Genomic DNA, 18,909 nt, shown 5'->3' with positions numbered 1-18,909 from the left:
GGCGCTCACCGGGCCCGGTGGTGCGGCGCCTCGGGGTCCGCCCCAGGACCCGCGGAACCCGGCGCGGCGGGATCGGTGATGCCCGGCGTGGGCGGGGTGTGCGGCATGGGCGGGTACGGCGTGCCGAGCCCGCCCGGTGTACCGCCGGCGACCCGGCCGTGGGCGCCGTGGCCGTGGTGCGACGCGGCTGCGTGCCCGCCGGCGCGGGCCGCGCCGCGCAGCAGGTAGGCGGCCACGCCGAGCACCGCCGCCGTGATCAGCGCGGCGGCCCAGCCGGGCAGGGCCAGCGCCAGCGCCAGACCGACGGCGAGCGCCACCCCGGCGCCCGCGTACAGTCCGGTGGCGCCGGAGGCCGCGTAGAGCGCGGCCGTGCGGCGCTGCTTGCGGGTCTGCTCGCGCAACTCCTCGCGCACGGCCTCCCGGGCCACCTGCGCCAGCTCGTCGACCAGATGCTTGTCCAGATGTTCCAGGTGATCCAAGCGGTTCATGTCCGCCGGGTACCCGTGCCCGGGCACGCGTAACGGCAGGTGCCCGGCTTGGGCCGGTACGGGACGGTCTCCTTTCCCACCTGCCGCAACCAGCTCGTGATCTCCTTCTCGGCCGGGTCCAACTAGGCTCGTCGGCATGGAGATTCTGGGAGCCACGCTGCGGATCTGCGTCGACGACCTGGAGACTTCGGTCCCCTTCTACGAGAGACTGGCGGGCAGCCGCGCGCTCCGCTTCGAGCGCGGCGGTGTCTCGGTCGCCGCGGTCGGCTGTTTCCTGCTGATGAGCGGGCCCGAGTCCGAGCTGGAGGTCCTGCGCAAGGTGGCGGCGACGATCGCGGTGGAGGACGTCGAGGAGGCCCACCGGGTGCTGAGCGACCTCGGCGCGCGTATCATCGCCGGCCCGGTGCCGACCCCGGTCGGCCGCAACCTGATCGCCGTGCATCCGGACGGTTCCGTGTACGAGTACGTGGACCGCCGCCGGGCGGAATGACGCACTCCACCGTCGTAAAGGCATCGAAACGGCCGGGAAACAACGTGGCGGGACTCTTCCGTGCAACAGCACTGCCCCGGTCGTCGGGGAGGTGACTCGAGCTCGCGGAAGAGGGAAGGTTCATGACGGACATCGTCGAGAAGCAGACGCCGCCGGACACCACGAGCCGGACGTACAACGGCTGGACGCGGAACGACACGCTCGAGGACTACTCGCTGCGGTACGCGCCGAAGTCCTTCCGCCGCTGGACGCCGTACGTGGTGGCCACCACGGCCCTGGGCGGCATCGCCTACCTCGCGGACTTCGCCATCGGCGGGTCGATCGCGATCTCCAACGGCTTCTCCAGCGCGATGGTGGCGATCCTGGCCGCGGCGGTGGTCATCTTCCTCACCGGCATCCCGATCTCGTACTACTCGGCGAAGTACTCCATCGACATGGACCTGCTGACCCGGGGCGCCGGCTTCGGCTATCTGGGCTCGACCCTGACCTCGGTCATCTACGCCAGCTTCACCTTCATCTTCTTCGCCCTCGAGGGCTCGATCATGGCGCAGGCCCTGGAACTCGGCCTGCACATACCGCTCGCGATCGGCTACCTCATCTGCTCCCTGATCATCCTGCCGCTGGTGATCTACGGCATGACCGCGCTGTCGAAGATGCAGGTGTGGACCCAGCCGATCTGGCTGGTGTTGATGGTCGCGCCGTTCGTATCCATCGCGATCCAGGAGCCGGGGAAGTTCTCGGAGTTCACCCACTTCGCGGGCAACTCGCCCACCGGGTCGAGCATCAGCATGCTGGGGGTGGGCGCGGGCGCCGGTGTGGCGCTGTCGCTGATCGCGCAGATCGGTGAACAGGTCGATTATCTGCGCTTCATGCCGGACAAGACGCCCGAGAACGCCAGGCAGTGGTGGGGCGCGGTGCTTTCCGCCGGTCCGGGCTGGGTGGTGCTGGGCGCGGCGAAGCAGATCGGCGGGGCGTTCCTGGCCTTCTACATCGCCGGCAGCGTGGGGCTCGCGAAGGCGAACGAGCCCATCCAGCAGTACGTGCACGGGTTCAGGACGTTCGCGGCGCCGGTCGCTCTGGGGCTGGCGACGTTCTTCGTGATCCTCTCGCAGATCAAGATCAACTCGACGAACGCGTACTCCGGTTCTCTGTCCTGGTCGAACTTCTTCTCCCGGCTGACCCACCGTCACCCCGGGCGTGTCGTCTACATCTTCCTCAACGTCGGCATCGCGCTCGCGCTGATGGAAGGCGGTGTGTTCGGGTTCCTCAACACGGTGCTGGGCTTCTACTCGAACGTCGCCATCGCGTGGATCGGCGCGGTCGTGGCCGACCTGGTGATCAACAAGCCGCTGGGGCTCAGCCCGTCGTACATCGAGTTCAAGCGGTCGCACCTGTACAACTTCAACCCGGTCGGTTTCGGCTCGATGCTGATCGCCTCCGCGGTGTCCATCGCCGCGTACTTCGAGGCGTTCGGCGCCTATGGCAAGGCGTACTCGCCGTTCATCGCCCTGTTCCTGGCCATGGTGCTCTCGCCGCTGTTCGCGGTGGCGACCAAGGGCAGGTACTACATCGCCCGCGTCGACGCCCTCGACGAGCCGCTGCTCGACGAGCGGGGGCTGCCCTCGGCGGCGACGCTGACCTGCTCGGTGTGCGCGGACACCTTCGAGCGCCCCGACATGGCGGGCTGCCCGTACCACTCCAGCGCGGTCTGCTCGCTGTGCTGCAGCCTGGAGAAGGACTGCCACGACGCCTGCAAGAGCGGCAGGCGCAGCGGGCCGGTGAGCCTCGCGACGCCCACCGTGCGGTCGGCGGACTGACGGCCCTACGGGGGCCATCGCCGCTCAGGCACCCTCAGGTGCGGAACATCTCAGCGGTGATGGCCCAGCGCTCGTGATCCCGCCAGGCCCCGCCGACGAAGATCATGTCCGGTGAGAAGCCCTCCAGGCGGAACCCACAGCGCCGGGCGAGGGCGATCGAGGCGGTGTTGCGAGGCTGCGCGTTGATCTCCAGCCGGTGCAGCCCCAGCGGCCCGAAGGCGTACCGCACCACGAGGTTCAGCGCCTCCGTCATCAGCCCGCGCCCGGCGGCGTGCGCGAAGGCCCCGTAACCGAGCGCCCCGCTCTGGAAGCCGCCCCGGACGATGTTGTTGATGTTGATGTACCCGGCGATCGCCCCGGTCTCCTTCTCGCACACCAGGAACCCCGCCCTCGTCGGGTCCTCGATCAGCCGCCCCGCGTAGGCGGCGTACTCCCCGGGGGCGGTCGGCGGGAACAACCAGGGGTGGTGCAGTTCCCTGCTCTCCCGCGCCCGAGCGGTGAACTCGGCCGCGTCGTCGTGGGTGAAGGGGCGTATGCCCACGCGGGGGCCCTCGGCGAGGTATTCACTGGTGTCGGACACGGCGACACCGTACGTGATCCGCCGTCACCGGCGTCGGCTGACGAGGAGCGCGCCGCACAGTGCCCCGATCACCCCCGTACCGAGCAGTGCCAGCCACAGCGGCATCGTCACCAGCGGCACGAACAGCCGGATCCGGGTGCGCTGGGTGTTCTCGAAGACGAAGATCAGCACGAGCGCGGCCAGTACCAGGACGGCGAGCGTGCGGGGCGTGAGGTCCTGCCGCCGGCGTGCCCCGACGCTCGTCGTGGCCTCGCGGTGGGTCTTCGGGTTCATGGGCCCAGGATGGACGGCACGGCGCGGCGCCGCCCGGCGGGTGCAGCGGAAGGGTGACCCGAGGGGTGAGTCCCCGTCACGCCAGCGCCGGGACCTCCAGCGTGAGCGTCCCGGTGTCCGCGTCCAGTTCCGCGGCGACGCCGAGCGGCATCGTCAGAGCTCCCTCGCCGTGGCCGAACCCGAACCGCTCCACGACCGGTATCCCGAGCCCGCCGAGCCGGTCGGTGAAGACGGCGCGCAACAGCTCGTACGGGCCGCACTCCTCCCAGGAACCGAGCGCGATCCCGGTGACACCCTCGAGGCGGCCCGAGCGCAGGAGCTGGGTGAGGAGCCGGTCGACGCGGTACGCCTGCTCGCCGACCTCCTCGAGCAGCAGCAGCCCGCCCGGAGTCCCGGCCCGGGCGTGCGGGGTGCCGACCTCGGCAGCGATCAGGGCCAGGCATCCGCCGGAAGTGACGCCCCGGGCGCGGCCGGGCACGAGCGCGGTGCCGGAGGAGGAGATGGTCGTCACGGACTCCGGCTCGAAGAGGGTCGCCCGCAGGTGGTCCTGCGTGCGTGTGTTCTTGAGGAAGTCGGCGGCCGCCACCATCGGCCCGTGCAGCGTGACCAGGCCGAGGCGGGCCGCGAACGCCTCGTGCAGCGCGGTGATGTCGCTGTAACCGACCAGCACCTTGGGCCCGGCGGCGCGCAGCGCCTCCCAGTCGAGCAGGTCCATCATGCGTTGTACCCCGTACCCGCCGCGGGCGCACAGCACCGCGGACACCTCCGGGTCGCACCAGGCGGCCTGGAAGTCGGCGGCGCGGTCGGCGTCCGTGCCCGCGAGGTAGGGGAAGTCGGGGTGCCGGTCGAGCACGTGAGGGGCCACGACCGGGTCCAGGTCCCAGCCGCGCAGGATGTCGAGGCCGGCGGCGAGCCGCTCCTCGATCACGGGCCCGCTGGGCGCGACGACGGCCACGCGGGCACCGGGGGCGAGTCTGGGCGGCCTGATCAGGTGGGTCACCGGGTGAGCTCCAGGGTGGGGATGCCGGGCGGGTTCAGCCCGAAGACCTGCGCGTACAGGGACAGCTCGGCCTCCAGGGCACGCACCATGGTCTCAGCCCGCCGGAAGCCGTGCCCCTCGCCCTCGAAGGCGAGGTAGGCGTGCGGGATCCGCCGCCCCCGGAGCCGGGCCAGGAACCGCTCGCACTGCGCGGGCGGGCAGATCGGGTCCTCGAGCCCCTGCAGCAGCAGGAAGGGGACTCTGATCCGGTCGGCGTGCTCCACGGGCGACCGCTCGGCGTACCGGCCGGGCACCTCGGCATACGGTCCGACCAGCGTCTCCAAGTACCGCGACTCGAAGTCGTGGGTCTCCCCCGAGCCCCAGCTCGCCAGGTCCAGGACCGGGTAGACGATCGTGCCGCAGGCGTACACGTCGGTCGACGTCAGGGACGCGGCCGCCGTCCAGCCACCGGCGCTGCCGCCGCGCACGGCGAGCCGGCTCCGGTCGGCGGTGCCCTCGTCGGCGAGGGCGAGCGCTACGGCCGCGCAGTCCTCGACGTCGACGACGCCCCACTGTCCGCGCAGCCGGTCGCGGTAGGCGCGTCCGTAGCCGGTGGAGCCGCCGTAGTTCACCTCGGCGACGCCGATGCCGCGCGAGGTGAAGTAGGCGATCTCCAGATCGAGGACGAGGGGCGCGCGACTGGTCGGGCCGCCGTGCGCCCAGACGACGTACGGCGGCAGCTCGCCGTCGGGCGCGACGCACTCGGGGTGGCGCGGCGGGTGGACGTGCGCGTGGATCTCGCGGCCTTGGGGCCCGGTGAAGGTGCGGACCTGCGGTTCGGGGTAGTAGGCGGGGTCGACGGGGTCCTCGTGCGCGGCACCGATCACGCGGGCGTGGCCGGTGGCGGAGTCCAGTTCGACGACCTCGTACGCGGTGCGCGGGTCGGCGCCGACGGCGACGACGCGGCTGCCGTGCACGGCGAGCGTGGCGGCGAACTCGGTCCAGGGTCCGGCCACGTCGACGACCTCCCCGCCGACCGGGTCGAGGATCCCGAGCCGGCCCGCCCCCCTGCCGTGCACCACGGCGACGGTGCCGTCGTCCAGGGGCGCGAACCACTGCAGTCCGATCTTCCAAAGCGGCCCGCCGAACTCCTCCTCGCGGGGGCACAGCGGCGTGCCGTCCCGGTAGAGGTTCCACCAGCCGGTGCGGTCGCTCACGTACAGCAGGGAGCCGTCGGGCGCCCACTCGGCCTGGGCGATGGACTCCTCGGGGCCGCCGGCGACCGTACGCGGCTCCCGGAGCGTCCCCTCGCCGGTCACGTCGGCGACGAGCAACTCGGTGCCGTCCCAGGGCATGCGCGGATGGTCCCAGGCGAGCCAGGCCGCGCGGCGCCCGTCCGGCGAGAGACGGGGGCCGGTGACGAACCGGTGGCGCGCGTCGGTGAGTTCGCGGACGGCGTCCCGGTCCTCGGCCGCCGAGCCGTCCAGCGGTACGGCGGCCGGCACCCGCCGCACGTCCGTGGGCTCCTTGCTGGTGAACTCCTCCAGGACACACCAGACTTCGCCCCGCTCGACGTGCAGCCGGGGGTCGACCCAGCGCAGCCCGCCGCCCACCGACGACCGCGGGGTGAGCGGACGTGGCCGGCTGCCCGGCATCGCGGGCTCGTAGGCGTACAGCCGCTGGTCCGCGAAGTGCACGAACACCACAAGCGGCCCCTCGGGGCGCATCACCCCGGCCCAGGGCCGGCCGCCGTACTCCATGACCCGGCTGCGCACGTTCCACGGCGGGGGCAGGACCGACACCTCCCGGCCGTCCGCCGTGCGCCTGACCAGGGTGCGCCGGCCGCCCTCCGTGGGGCGGGGTTCGGTCCACCACGCCTCCTCGCCCACGAAGCCGACCGCCTCCGGCTGCCCGCCGTGCGCGGCGGCGAGCGCCGCGTCGACGGGCGAGGGCCATGCCCCGTACGGCAGGGTCCGCACCATCTCCCCCATCCCTCCTAGGCCGTGCGCAGAAAGCGGTCGAGGACGCGGACCCCGAAGTGCAGCGCTTCTACGGGCACGCGTTCGTCGACGCCGTGGAACATCGCCTGGTAGTCGTAGCCCTCGGGGAGCTTCAGCGGCGTGAACCCGTAGCCGGTGATGCCGAGGCGGGAGAACTGCTTGGCGTCCGTGCCGCCCGACATGCAGTACGGCACCACGTGCCCCTCGGGCGCGAACTCCTCCACGGCGGCCCGCATCCGCGCGAACGTCGGCGAGTCCACGGGCGCCTGGAGGGCGACCTCCCGGTGGTGGAACTCCCAGTCCACGTCCGGCCCGGTGAGTTCGTCCAGCGTCGCACGGAACTCGTCCTCGGCGCCGGGCAGATGGCGTCCGTCGACGTAGGCGACGGCCTCGCCCGGGATCACGTTGATCTTGTAACCGGCACTCAGCATGGTCGGGTTGGTGCTGTTGCGGACGGTGGCCTCGACGAGCGCGGCGGCCGGGCCGAGCTTCTTCATCAAGCCGTCCACGTCGTCGAGGTCGGCCTCGAGCCCGTACAGGGCGGCGAGTTCGGTGAGCGCGGCGCGCACGGTGGGGGTGAGCCGGAGCGGCCACTCGTGGGCGCCGATGCGGGTCACTGCGGAGGCGAGCCGGGTGACCGCGTTGCTGCGGTTGACCTTGGAGCCGTGGCCCGCCCGGCCGCGCGCGGTCAGCTTCAGCCATCCGGTGCCGCGCTCACCGGCCGCGATCGGATAGATCTGCCGTCCGTCGCCGGCGTGGAAGGTGAACGCCCCCGACTCGCTGACGCCTTCCGTGCATCCCTCGAAGAGGTGCGCGTGCCGGTCCGCGAGGAATCCGGAGCCGTCCTCGGCGCTGGCCTCCTCGTCGGCGGTGAAGGCGATGACGAGGTCGCGCCGGGGCCTGGTGCCCGAGCGCGCCCAGTGCCGTACGACGGCGAGGATCATCGCGTCCATGTTCTTCATGTCGACCGCGCCCCGGCCCCACACCACGCCGTCGCGCACCTCGCCGGAGAACGGGTCCACGCTCCAGTCCGCGGCCTCGGCGGGCACCACGTCGAGATGGCCGTGGAGGAGCAGGGCGTCGGCGGAGGGGTCGGTGCCCTCGAGGCGTGCGACGACGTTCGTCCGGCCCGGGGTGCGCTCAAGGAGTACGGGCGCCAGGCCGGCCTCGGCCAGGCGCTCGGCCGCGTACTCGGCGGCGGGCCGCTCCCGGCAGTCGCCGCCGCCGCGGTTGGTGGTGTCGATGCGGATGAGGTCGGACGTGAACCGCACGACCTCATCGAGTGCCTGCCGGTCAGCCATACTGTTCCTCCATGGCGGCGGAGACGATCGTGGTGACCGCCTTGAACGTCCGGATCCCCTCGTACATGGCCGCGCTCGTGTACGCCACCTTCCGCTCACCGATGCGGTCCACTCCCGGTACGACGGTGGCGGCCATCGCCAGATGTTCGGCGTCGAACTCCAGCGCGATGGTGAACGGCCCTCGCGCCACTGGCTCGTGACGCACCGCCAGGGACGCGGCTTCCTTGGCCGCGGCGCGGATGTCGGCGGCGGTCCTGGCCGGGGTGCGGCACACCGCCGCGTACCGTGACACATGATCCTTGACGGCCACCTTGAGCGCCTCGGGCGCGTACCCGAGCGCGTCCTCGCAGGCCACGTCGTCGCCGGTGACGAGGATGACGGGCACGCCGTACTCGGCGACGACGTGCGCGTTCAGCAGGCCCTCGCTGGCGCGGACGTCATTGAGCCACACGCCCGTGATGGAGTTGGCGAGGTAAGTGTGCGCCAGCACCCCCTCCATACCGGCCCCGGCGTGGTAACCGACGAACGCGACACCGTCCACGTCGCCGTGCTGCACGCCCTCCACCATGGACAGCGACTTGTGCCGTCCGGTGAGCATCTGCGCCCGCTCATCCAGCTTTTCGAGGAGCAGGTTGCGCATGGTCCAGTGGGCCTCGTTGATCAGCACGTCGTCGGCACCGCCGTCGATGAAGCCGAGTACGGCGGCGTTCACGTCCGAGGTGAACATCGCCCGGCACCGCTCCCACTGCGGCGTCCCGGGCAACACGTCGGCCGGCCAGGTCACACCGGTGGCGCCCTCCATGTCGGCGCTGATGAGGATCTTCACGCAATGAACCGTACGCGTCGGTGACGGTGTGTGACCAGCCCTGTGGACAAGTGTCCCGGCCGGGCTGCCGGTCCCCGGCCTAAAGGACGTCGGCGCGTGACCGGTCCCCCGACCGGTCTCGCGCCGACTCGACGATCCCGCGACGCCCGGCCGCTCAGCGGTAGAGCGCCGGACGCTCGATCAGTTGCACCTCCGTGCGGCGCCCCTCCGCCTGTGCGCGAACGCCCGCCTCGCAGACCGCCGCCGCCGCGTAGCCGTCCCAGACGCTCGGGCCGGTGACCTCGCCGCGCCGGGTGGCGTCGACCCAGGCCTGCACCTCGCGGTCGTAGGCCTCGGCGAAGCGCTCCACGAAGTCCGGGGCGATGGTGCCGCCCCAGCGGCCCGCCATGTTGGTGACCATGGCGTGCCCGTCGCCGATCCGGGCGGTGCCCGACTCGCAGACCACCTCGGCCTGCACCTGGTAGCCGAAGCCGCAGTTGACGAAGATCTCGACGTCGACGAGCGCGCCGCCGTCGGTCTCGAAGACGACGAACTGCGGGTCGGACAGCCCGTCAGGCGCGTTGCCCGACGGTGTCGGGCGCAGCACCGTCACCGCCGTGATCTCCTGGCCGAGCAGCCAGCGGGTGACGTCCATCTCGTGCACGACGGAGTCGTTGACGAGCATGGCCTCGGTGAAGCCGGGCGGGCTGCCCGCGTTGCGGTGCCGGTTGTGCAGCATCAGCGGCCGGCCCAGCTGGCCGCTGTCCAGCAGCGCCTTGAGCTTGGTGTACTCGGCGTCGTAGCGCCGCATGAAGCCGACCTGGACGCGCCGGTGCCCCAGCTTCTGCTCGGCCTGAAGGATCCGCAGCGCGGAGGCCGCGTCCGGAGTGAGGGGCTTCTCGCACAGCACCGGCAGGTCGTGCTCGAAGGCGGTGAGAAGTGCGGCCTCGTGGGCGGGGCCGGGCGAGGCGATCAGTACGGCGTCGACCTCGGCGGCGGCCATCGCGGCGGCCGGTTCGGTGTAGGCGGTGCAGCCCTCGACGCCCGCGGCGACGGACTTGGCCCGCTCCGCGTCGACGTCCACGACGGCGGCCACGCGTGCCCCGCTGATCACCTCGTTGATGCGGCGCACATGGTCGGCGCCCATCCTGCCCGTCCCGATGACGGCGACTCCGAGCGTTCCACGCTGAGTCATGGTCTTGCTGGTCCCTTCGGGGGTCAGGCGCCGCAGGAGCGGAGGAACTTGCGGGTGCGGACGGCGATGGGCAGCGGCTTGTCCGGCTCGCAGGGGTACATGTCCTGCTCGACGATGGCGAACAGCTCGACACCCAGGCCCTGCGCTGCGGCCAGCACCGGCTCCAGCGCGGGCACGCCGGCCGGGGGCTCGCACATCACACCGCGCTGCACGGCGGGTCCGAACGGCACCCCGTTGCTGACGACGTCGGCGAGGATCTCCGGGTCGACCTGCTTGAGGTGCAGATAGCCGATGCGCTCGCCGTAGGTCTCGATCAGCTTGACGCTGTCGCCGCCGCAGTAGGCGTAGTGCCCGGTGTCCAGGCAGAGGTTGACGAGGTCGGAGTCGGTGGAGTCGAGGAAGCGCTCGACGTGCTCCTCGGTGTCGATGTGGGTGTCGGCGTGGGGGTGGACGACGATGTCGAGGCCGTAGGTCTCCTTGACCTCGTGACCGAGCCGCTCCATGCCCTTGGTCAGGTGCGCCCACTGCTCGACGGTGAGCTCGGAGGGCTCGAGGATCTCGGCGGTCTTGTCGTCCCGCCAGAAGGAGGGGATGACCACGAGGTGCTTCGCGCCCATCGCCTGGGTGAGGGCCGCGACCTGGCTGACGTGCTCCCAGGTGGACTCCCACACGGACGGTCCGCGGTGCAGGGAGGTGAAGACCGTGCCGGCCGACACCTTCAGGTTCCGCTTGTTCACCTCGTCGGTGAGTCGCGCCGGGTCGGTCGGCAGGTAGCCGTAGGGGCCGAGCTCGATCCAGGAGTACCCGGCCTCGGCCACCTCGTCCAGGAAGCGTTCCCAGGGCACCTGCTGCGGGTCGTCGGGGAACCAGACGCCCCAGGAGTCCGGGGCGGAGCCCACCCGGATGCGGTCCAGGGAGGGGACAGTGGTCATGTCAGGAGTTCCCTTCGGGTGATGCCGCCACAGGCGCCTGGAGGTCCTTCGCTTCCGGGAGCTCCTCGACGTCGACGCCGCTGACCTGCGCCAGCTCGTGCTTGAGCGCGGCCAGTTCGGCGCCACCGGCCATGTGGTTGGTGAGTTCCTCGAGGCTGACCTCGCTGCGCGAGGCGGAGAGTTCGAGGGTGCCCAGGCGCAGCACGCTGAAGTGGTCGCCCACCATGTAGGCGTGGTGCGGGTTGTGGGTGATGAAGATGACGCCGAGGCCGCGCTCGCGGGCGGCGGCGACGTACTTCAGCACCACACCGGACTGCTTGACGCCGAGGGCGGCGGTGGGCTCGTCCAGGATGAGGACGCGGGCGCCGAAGTAGACGGCGCGGGCGATGGCGACGCACTGGCGCTGGCCGCCGGACAGGGTGCCGATGGGCTGCTCGAGGTCGTCCAGGACGATGCCCATGTTGCGCAGCTCTTCGTCCGCGGTCTTCTTCATCCGGGCGATGTCGAGACGGCGGAAGGGCCAGGGGCCCTTGGTCATCTCCGAGCCGAGGAAGAAGTTGCGCCACACCGGCATCAGCGGCACGGTCGCGAGGTCCTGGTAGACGGTGGCGATGCCCTTGTCGAGGGCGTCGCGCGGGGTGGTGAACTTCACCGGCTCGCCGTCGACGAGGAACTGGCCCTCGGTGTGCTGGTGCAGCCCGGAGATGATCTTGATGAGGGTGGACTTGCCGGCGCCGTTGTCACCGAGCACGCAGGTGACCCTGCCCGGGCGGACGGCGAGGTCGACGTCGTGCAGGGCCCGGATGTTGCCGTAGGACTTGCCGGCGCCGCGCAGTTCCACGATGGGGGCCCGGTCCGCCGGGGTGGCCGTGCCGTTGTTCTGGTCGAGGTCAGCGGTGGTCATGGGTGGTCACCTCCGGGTCGCGGACTTCTGGACCCACAGATTGATGAGCGTGGCGCCGAGGAGCATCACGCCGAGGAAGGCCTTGAACCAGTCGGGGTTCCATCCGGCGTAGACGATGCCCTGGCTGACCATGCCGAACATGAAAGCACCGAAGACGGGACCGATCGCGGAGCCGTAGCCGCCGGTCAGCAGGCAGCCGCCGATGACCGCCGCGGCGATGTAGATCAGCTCCTGGCCGACACCCTCACCGGACTGCACGGTGTTGAAGGCGAACAGCTGGTGCATGCCGACGAACCAGGCGCCGAAGCCGACCAGCATGAACAGCGAGATCTTGGTGAACTTCACCGGGACACCGACGGCCCGGGCGCTGTCCTTGTTGCCGCCGACCGCGAAGATCCAGTTGCCGTACCTGGTGCGCAGCAGCACCCAGGTCGCCAGGGCCGCGAAGAGCAGCCACCACAGGACGGTGATCTTGAACTGGACGCCGCCGATGGTGAAGCTCGACGAGAAGACCGCCTTGGCCTGGTCGAAGCCGTCCATGTCGCTGATGTCGTCGGTCGCCACGTTGCCGGTGACCAGCTTGGTGACCGCGAGGTTGATGCCCTGCAGGCCGAGGAAGGTGCCGAGGGTGACCAGGAAGCTGGGCAGTCCGGTGCGCACCATCATCCAGCCGTTGAAGGCGCCGATCGCGAGCGAGACCACGAGGGCGACGACCACGCCGACCCAGACGTTCATCGTCAGCTGGAAGCTGATCATGCTCGCGGTCAGCGCCGAGGTGATCACCGCGACACCGGCCGACAGGTCGAACTCGCCGCCGATCATCAGGAGGGCGACGGGCAGGGCCATGATGCCGATGGTGGACGACTGGTAGAGGACGGTGGCCATGGCGCTGCCCGAGCGGAACGTGGGGGCCATGGCGAAGAAGAACACGAACACGGCGACGGCGCCGAGGAAGACACCGACCTCCGGCCGGGCGAGCAGCCGCACCACGAGGGAGCGCTGTACGGTCCGGCCGTCGCGTTCCTTGGGGCCGGAGGCCGGCGGTGAGGACACCGCCGGCACAGCCTGCTGAGTCATGGAATCACCTCGTGCCGTTGGCGGCGAACGTCGCGACGGTGTCGACGTTGGACTTGTCGACGAAGGCCGGCCCGGTCAGCACCGGCTGCTCACCGCCGCCGCTGTAGTTGCCGTTGTTCTTGTAGAGCCACAGGGAGTCGATCGCCAGGTAGCCCTGCAGGTAGGGCTGCTGGTCGACGGCGAACTGGATGTCGCCCTTCTTGATGGCGTTGGTCAGGTCCTTGTTCAGGTCGAAGGTGGCGACCTTCGCCTTGCTGCCGGCGTCGGAGACCGACTGCACCGCGGTCAGGGCGTACGGCGCGCCCAGCGTGGCCACGTAGTCGATGGAGCTGTCCTGCTTGAGCTTCGCGCTGATCGTCGACTTCACGGACGGCATGTCGGTGCCGTTGACGTACAGGATCTGCGTCTTGCCGGTGAACGTCTTCTTCAGTCCGTCGCAGCGCTGGGTGAGGCCGACGTTCCCCTGCTCCTGGATCACGCACACGGTGTTCTTGGCGCCCAGCTCGTTGAGCCGCTTGCCGAACGCCTCACCCGCCACCGTCTCGTCCTGCCCGAAGAACTCCATCAGGCCCAGCTTCTTCCAGTCGCTCAGACCGGAGTTCAGGCCGACCACGGGTATCTTCGCCTGGGTGGCCTTGCTGATGACGTCCTTCATGGCGTCCGGCTTGGCGAGGGTGACCGCGACGCCGTCGACCTTCTGGTCGATCGCGTTCTGCACCAGGTTGGCCTGGTTGCCCGCGTTGGGGTCGCTGGAGTAGACGAGCTTGATGTTGTCCTTGGCCGCCGCCGCCTCGGCTCCCTTGCGGACGATGTCCCAGAAGGTGTCGCCCGGCGCCTGGTGGGTGACCAGTGCCACCGTCATCCGAGGGGTGCTGGCCTTGCCGGCGGAGACGTTGTTGCTCGCGTCCTCCGCCTTCTTCCCGCCCGAGCTGCTGGAGCAGCCGGCGACGAGCAGGGCGGAGGCGGCGGCCAGCGCGAGGACTGGGGCGACTCTGTGGGAGCGGCGAGGGTGAAACGTGCGGTCCATCTTTACCTGCACCTCACTGTGCGACCGGGGGAAGGGGAGGAACGGCGCCGCACGGGACCCCGGTCGGGGCCCGGACGGACGTCCGGGGTCGTCTGCCGGGGAACCGGCGGTTTCGCTGGCACGGGATACAAACCCCTGTCGCACCCACCTGTCAATACTTTGTTAAGACATCATTTCAGAAGCAGGTCCGAATGTAAGTACAAAGCCTTGACAGGGACTCCTCGCGCGGCCTACACCTGTGAGGCATCCGGGGCCGGATGCCCCGCCTCCCCGGCGCCCGGTCGCCCGCACCCCCCGCATGAGGAGCGTCGCACATGCCTGAGCCCGCCGAACATTTCGATCTCATCACCATGGGCCGCATCGGGGTCGATCTCTACCCGCTGCAGACCGGTGTGCCGCTCCCCCAGGTCGAGACCTTCGGAAAGTTCCTCGGCGGCTCGGCGGCCAACGTGGCGGTGGCCGCGGCGCGTCTCGGCCGCAACACGGCGGTGATCACCCGGACCGGCAACGACCCCTTCGGCATCTATCTGCACCAGCAGCTGAAGGAGTTCGGCGTCGACGACCGGTTCGTCACGCCGGTGGACGCCCACCCGACCCCGATCACGTTCTGCGAGATCTTCCCGCCGGACGACTTCCCCCTGTACTTCTACCGCCGGCCCAAGGCGCCCGACCTGGAGATCCACACCGACGAGCTGGACTTCTTCGCCATCCGCTCGGCCCGGATCTTCTGGATCACCGGAACCGGCCTGAGCGAGGAGCCCAGCCGCTCGGCCACGCTCGCCGCCCTCAAGGCCCGCGACGAGGCCGGCATCACGGTGTTCGACCTGGACTGGCGCCCCATGTTCTGGAACGACCCCGAGACCGCACGCCCGTTCTACCGTGAGGCGCTGAGCCACGCCACGGTGGCCGTCGGCAACCTCGACGAGTGCGAGATCGCCACCGGCGTACGCGAACCGCGGGCCTGCGCCGAGGCGCTGCTGGAGGCCGGTGTGCAGCTTGCGGTCGTCAAGCAGGGCCCCAAGGGCGTGCTCGCCGTGCACCGCGACGGGACGACGGCCGAGGTGCCGCCCATGCTGGTGGAGGTCGTCAACGGGCTCGGCGCGGGGGACGCCTTCGGCGGCTCCCTGTGCCACGGACTGCTCGCCGGCTGGCCGCTGGAGAAGACCATGCGGTACGCCAACGCGGCCGGCGCGCTCGTCGCCTCCCGCCTCGCCTGCTCCTCCGCGATGCCGACCGAGTCGGAGGTCGCCGACCTCGTCGCCCGCGGCTGACCGCCGCCTCGAGGCCTCTCGCACGCGGCCCCAGGCCGCCACCCCTGAACGGAGCCTGTCTTGAGCATCAGCATCCCCGACCTCGCCACGGTGCGCGCCCGGCACCCGGAGGCCATCGCCGAGGCCGCCGCCCGCCGGGTCCGCCGCCCGCTGATCGGCGACAGCGGCCGCCTCATGATCGTGGCCGCCGACCACCCGGCCCGCGGCGCCCTCGGCGTCGGCGACCACCACCTGGCCATGGCCAACCGCGCCGACCTGCTGGAGCGCCTGTGCATCGCGCTGTCCCGGCCCGGCGTGGACGGGGTGCTGGCCACCGCGGACATCCTGGAGGACCTGCTGCTCCTCGGAGTCCTGGACGACAAGGTCGTCATGGGCTCCATGAACCGCGGCGGCCTCGCGGGCGCGTCCTTCGAGATGGACGACCGCTTCACCGGGCACCGCGCCGAGGACATAGAACGACTCCGCTTCGACGCGGGCAAGCTGCTGCTGCGCATCGACTACGACGACCCGGGCTCCCTGACGACCCTGGAGTCCACGGCCAGGGCGGTGGACGACATGGCCGCGCGCCGGCTGCCGCTGTTCATCGAACCGTTCCTATCCCGCCGTGTCGACGGCCGGGTGCGCAACGACCTGAGCGGCGAGGCCGTCACCCGGTCCATCGCCATAGCCTCGGGTCTCGGCGGCACCTCCGCCTACACCTGGCTGAAACTGCCCGTCACCGACGACATCGACGACATGGCCGAGGCACTGGAGGCCTCCACGCTGCCCGCCGTGCTCCTCGGCGGCGAGGTCGGCAAGGACCAGGAGGGCGCCTACGAGAAGTGGCGCAAGGCGCTGCGTCTGCCCACCGTGCAGGGGATGGTCGTCGGCCGGTCCCTGCTGTACCCCGCGGAGGGCAGCGTGGAGACCGCGGTGGACACCGCGGTCGGGCTGCTGTGACACCGGTCCGAGTCCCCGCTCCGAACGCCACGACGCCATGGACGTCCCGAACGCCACGAAGAAGGGCATCATGACCACCGCGCACCACCTCCCCGCGGGCAAGGCCGCAACCGGCGCCTACGCGGTCGACGTCACCCCCGAGTCGGCCGGCTGGGGCTACTCCGGCCTGAGGGTGCTCGAACTGCCGTCCGGCGGCTGGCACTCCTTCGACACCGGCGACAGCGAGTGGATCGTGCTCCCGCTGTCGGGCTCCTGCACCGTCGCCGTCGGCGGTGACACGTTTCGACTGCACGGCCGCGAGAGCGTGTTCAGCGGTGTCAGCGACTTCGCGTACGTGCCGCGCGACACCCAGGTCTCGATCGCGTCCCGCGACGGCGGCCGCTTCGCACTCACCGGCGCCCGCTGCGAGCGCCGGCTGCCCGCCCGTTACGCGCCCGCCTCGTCCGTCCCGGTCGAGCTGCGCGGCACCGGCAACTGCTCCCGGCAGGTCAACAACTTCGGCGCGGCCGGCGTGTTCGAATGCGACAAGCTCATCGCCGTCGAGGTGATCACCCCGGGCGGCAACTGGTCGTCCTTCCCGCCGCACAAGCACGACGAGCACCGGCCCGGCGAGGAGTCGGAGCTGGAGGAGATCTACTACTTCGAGTTCGCCGCCCACGAGGGCACCCCCGGACTCGGCTACCAGCGGGTCTCCCCCTCCGGCCACGGCACCGGCACGGACGTGCTGGCCGAGGTGCGCGACGGTGACGTCGTGCTCATCCCGGACGGCTGGCACGGACCGTCCATGGCGGTGCCCGGCCACGACATGTACTACCTCAACGTCATGGCGGGCCCCGACCCCGACCGCGCCTGGCTGATCTGTGACCACCCCGACCACGCGTGGATCCGCGACACCTGGCCCGCGCAGCCGGTCGACCCCCGTCTCCCCCTCTACACGGCACCGGAGAAGCCCTGATGAGCAGCACTACCCGCCGTCTGACCGTCGCCCAGGCGCTGGTGCGGTTCCTGTCCGCCCAGTACACCGAGCGCGACGGTGTACGCCACCGGCTGATCGCCGGCACCTGGGGCATCTTCGGCCACGGCAACGTCGCCGGCATCGGCCAGGCGTTGCTCGAGGCCGGAGAGGGCACCATGCCCTTCCACCAGGGCCGCAACGAACAGGCCATGGTGCACGCCGCCGTCGGCTACGCCCGCCAGCTCGACCGGCTCTCCGCACAGGCGGTCACCACCTCCATCGGCCCGGGCGCCACCAACCTGGTCACCGGCGCCGCGCTGGCCACGATCAACCGCCTGCCGGTCCTGCTGCTGCCCGGCGACTACTTCGCCACGCGTGCCGCCGACCCGCTGCTGCAGCAGCTGGAGCACCCGGTGGAGGCCGATGTGTCGGTCAACGACACGCTGCGCCCGGTCTCCCGCTACTTCGACCGGATCACCCGCCCGGAGATGCTGATCCCGTCCGCGCTGAACGCCATGCGGGTCCTCGCCGACCCGGCGGAGACCGGCGCGGTCACCCTGGCCATGCCGCAGGACGTGCAGGCGGAAGGCTTCGACTGGCCGGAGGAGTTCTTCGCCGAGCGCGTGTGGCACGTACGGCGTCCGGCCCCCGACCCGTTGGAGCTGGCGGAGGCGGTGCGCGCCATCCGTGAGGCCGAGCGCCCGCTGATCGTGGCGGGCGGCGGAGTCCACCACAGCAAGGCCGAGGAAGCCCTCAGGTCGCTGGTGGAGGCGACCGGCATCCCGGTCGCCTCCACCCAGGCCGGCAAGGGCTCACTGCGCCACGACCACCCCGCCGACCTGGGCGGGATCGGCCACACCGGCACGGCCGTCTGCGACGACATCGCCCGCACCGCCGATCTGGTCATCGGCGTCGGCACCCGCTACAGCGACTTCACCACCGCGTCGAACACGCTGTTCCGGAACCCGGGCGTGCGGTTCGTCAACCTCAACATCACCGCCTTCGACGCCCACAAGCTCGCGGCCCTCACCCTGGTCGCCGACGCCCGTGCGGGACTGGAGGCGCTGGCGGAGGGTCTGTCCGGGTACCGCGTCGGTGAGGCGTACGAGGCCGAGTACCGCGCGGGCAGGGAGCGCTGGGAGCAGGTAGTCCAGGCGGCCTACCGCGCGGACGACGAGAACTCCGTGCCGACCCAGACCCAGGTCCTCGGCGCCCTGGACGCGGTCGTGGGCGACGACGACGTGGTGATCAACGCGGCCGGCTCGCTCCCCGGCGACCTGCACAAGCTGTGGCGGGCCCGTTCGGCGCGCCAGTACCACCTGGAGTACGGCTACTCCTGCATGGGCTACGAGATCCCGGCCGGCATCGGCGTCCAGCAGGCCGCACCCGGCACACCGGTCTGGTCGCTGGTCGGCGACGGCACCTACCTGATGATGCCGACGGAAATCGTCACGGCGGTCCAGGAGGGCCTGCCGGTCAACCTGGTCCTGATCCAGAACCACGGCTACGCCTCCATCGGCGGGTTGTCGGAGGAGACCGGCGGCGAGCGGTTCGGCACCGCCTACCGCTACCGGGCCGCCGACGGCACGTTCACCGGGGCCCCGCTGCCGGTGGACCTCGCCGCCAACGCCGCCAGCCTCGGCATGGACGTGCTGCGCGCCAAGACCGTACGGGAACTGCGCGACGCGCTCGCCGCGGCGCGCACCTCCGACCGGCCGACCTGCGTCTACGTCGAGACCGACCCGACGCCCACCGCTCCGCCCGCCGAGGCCTGGTGGGACGTGCCCGTCGCCGAGGTCGCCACCCGCGAGGCCGCCGTGTCCGCCCGCGAGCGCTACGACCGGCACGTCGCCGGCCGCCGCCGCCACCTCTGACT

At 71.1% G+C, this 18,909-nt stretch carries 18 protein-coding genes; 6 read left to right on the top strand and 12 right to left on the bottom strand.

The window, feature by feature from the left end; translation table 11 throughout:
- Positions 1–5: 5 nt before the first annotated feature.
- The gene (locus ACZ7L1_RS15370; protein WP_471437503.1) at positions 6–488 is read right to left on the bottom strand and encodes a phage holin family protein; all 483 of its coding nucleotides are present in this window, start codon (positions 486–488) and stop codon (positions 6–8) included.
- Positions 489–624: 136 nt separating this feature from the next.
- Here ACZ7L1_RS15370 and ACZ7L1_RS15365 point away from each other — a divergent pair, with 136 nt between their 5' ends.
- A complete protein-coding gene (locus tag ACZ7L1_RS15365) occupies positions 625–978 on the top strand; it encodes a VOC family protein (protein ID WP_471437501.1) in 354 nt (117 codons plus the stop codon).
- A 122-nt stretch (positions 979–1,100) separates the two neighbouring features.
- Entirely contained in the window at positions 1,101–2,795 is a 1,695-nt protein-coding gene (locus tag ACZ7L1_RS15360) for a purine-cytosine permease family protein (RefSeq protein ID WP_471437499.1), read from the top strand.
- 34 nt (positions 2,796–2,829) lie between these two features.
- Here the strand turns inward: ACZ7L1_RS15360 and ACZ7L1_RS15355 are convergent, their stop codons facing one another.
- From ACZ7L1_RS15355 to ACZ7L1_RS15305, 11 genes are all read right to left on the bottom strand, one after another.
- Positions 2,830–3,375 (bottom strand): GNAT family N-acetyltransferase, encoded by a 546-nt coding sequence (locus tag ACZ7L1_RS15355; RefSeq protein ID WP_471437497.1) that lies wholly within the window; start codon positions 3,373–3,375, stop codon positions 2,830–2,832.
- A gap of 24 nt (positions 3,376–3,399) precedes the next feature.
- Positions 3,400–3,648: a LapA family protein gene (locus tag ACZ7L1_RS15350; RefSeq protein WP_471437495.1), complete on the bottom strand. Its 249-nt coding sequence runs from the start codon at positions 3,646–3,648 to the stop codon at positions 3,400–3,402.
- A 76-nt stretch (positions 3,649–3,724) separates the two neighbouring features.
- Entirely contained in the window at positions 3,725–4,648 is a 924-nt protein-coding gene (locus ACZ7L1_RS15345; protein WP_471437494.1) for a S66 peptidase family protein, read from the bottom strand.
- Positions 4,645–6,618, bottom strand: coding sequence for a prolyl oligopeptidase family serine peptidase (locus tag ACZ7L1_RS15340; protein WP_471437492.1), 1,974 nt, complete (start codon positions 6,616–6,618; stop codon positions 4,645–4,647). Before ACZ7L1_RS15340 ends, ACZ7L1_RS15345 begins: the two co-directional genes overlap by 4 nt.
- Positions 6,619–6,623: 5 nt before the next feature.
- The gene (locus tag ACZ7L1_RS15335) at positions 6,624–7,928 is read right to left on the bottom strand and encodes a M20/M25/M40 family metallo-hydrolase (protein WP_471437490.1); all 1,305 of its coding nucleotides are present in this window, start codon (positions 7,926–7,928) and stop codon (positions 6,624–6,626) included.
- The gene (locus ACZ7L1_RS15330) at positions 7,921–8,754 is read right to left on the bottom strand and encodes a M55 family metallopeptidase (RefSeq protein WP_471437489.1); all 834 of its coding nucleotides are present in this window, start codon (positions 8,752–8,754) and stop codon (positions 7,921–7,923) included. The genes ACZ7L1_RS15335 and ACZ7L1_RS15330 overlap by 8 nt, the downstream gene beginning before the upstream one ends.
- Positions 8,755–8,908: 154 nt before the next feature.
- On the bottom strand, positions 8,909–9,928 hold the full coding sequence (locus tag ACZ7L1_RS15325; protein ID WP_471437487.1) for a Gfo/Idh/MocA family protein: 1,020 nt from the start codon (positions 9,926–9,928) through the stop codon (positions 8,909–8,911).
- Between the two features lie 23 nt (positions 9,929–9,951).
- Positions 9,952–10,860, bottom strand: a complete 909-nt coding sequence (locus tag ACZ7L1_RS15320; protein ID WP_471437485.1) for a sugar phosphate isomerase/epimerase family protein — start codon at positions 10,858–10,860, stop codon at positions 9,952–9,954.
- Position 10,861: 1 nt separating this feature from the next.
- The gene (locus tag ACZ7L1_RS15315; protein WP_471437483.1) at positions 10,862–11,764 is read right to left on the bottom strand and encodes an ATP-binding cassette domain-containing protein; all 903 of its coding nucleotides are present in this window, start codon (positions 11,762–11,764) and stop codon (positions 10,862–10,864) included.
- A 6-nt stretch (positions 11,765–11,770) separates the two neighbouring features.
- Positions 11,771–12,841 (bottom strand): ABC transporter permease, encoded by a 1,071-nt coding sequence (locus ACZ7L1_RS15310; RefSeq protein ID WP_471437481.1) that lies wholly within the window; start codon positions 12,839–12,841, stop codon positions 11,771–11,773.
- A gap of 4 nt (positions 12,842–12,845) precedes the next feature.
- Positions 12,846–13,868 (bottom strand): sugar ABC transporter substrate-binding protein, encoded by a 1,023-nt coding sequence (locus tag ACZ7L1_RS15305; protein ID WP_471437479.1) that lies wholly within the window; start codon positions 13,866–13,868, stop codon positions 12,846–12,848.
- Positions 13,869–14,182: 314 nt separating this feature from the next.
- Here ACZ7L1_RS15305 and iolC point away from each other — a divergent pair, with 314 nt between their 5' ends.
- The 4 genes from iolC to iolD all read left to right on the top strand — a co-directional run bounded on the left by iolC (position 14,183) and on the right by iolD (position 18,907).
- Positions 14,183–15,139, top strand: a complete 957-nt coding sequence (iolC, locus tag ACZ7L1_RS15300; RefSeq protein WP_471437477.1) for a 5-dehydro-2-deoxygluconokinase — start codon at positions 14,183–14,185, stop codon at positions 15,137–15,139.
- 60 nt (positions 15,140–15,199) lie between these two features.
- Entirely contained in the window at positions 15,200–16,078 is an 879-nt protein-coding gene (locus tag ACZ7L1_RS15295) for a Cgl0159 family (beta/alpha)8-fold protein (protein WP_471437475.1), read from the top strand.
- Between the two features lie 70 nt (positions 16,079–16,148).
- Positions 16,149–17,033 (top strand): 5-deoxy-glucuronate isomerase, encoded by an 885-nt coding sequence (iolB, locus tag ACZ7L1_RS15290; RefSeq protein ID WP_471437472.1) that lies wholly within the window; start codon positions 16,149–16,151, stop codon positions 17,031–17,033.
- Positions 17,033–18,907, top strand: a complete 1,875-nt coding sequence (iolD, locus tag ACZ7L1_RS15285; protein WP_471437470.1) for a 3D-(3,5/4)-trihydroxycyclohexane-1,2-dione acylhydrolase (decyclizing) — start codon at positions 17,033–17,035, stop codon at positions 18,905–18,907. Before iolB ends, iolD begins: the two co-directional genes overlap by 1 nt.
- The last annotated feature ends 2 nt before the right edge of the window (positions 18,908–18,909 follow it).

Source organism: Streptomyces sp. NPDC107546 (genome assembly GCF_055639175.1).
This window is presented reverse-complemented; position numbering and strand designations above follow the sequence as displayed.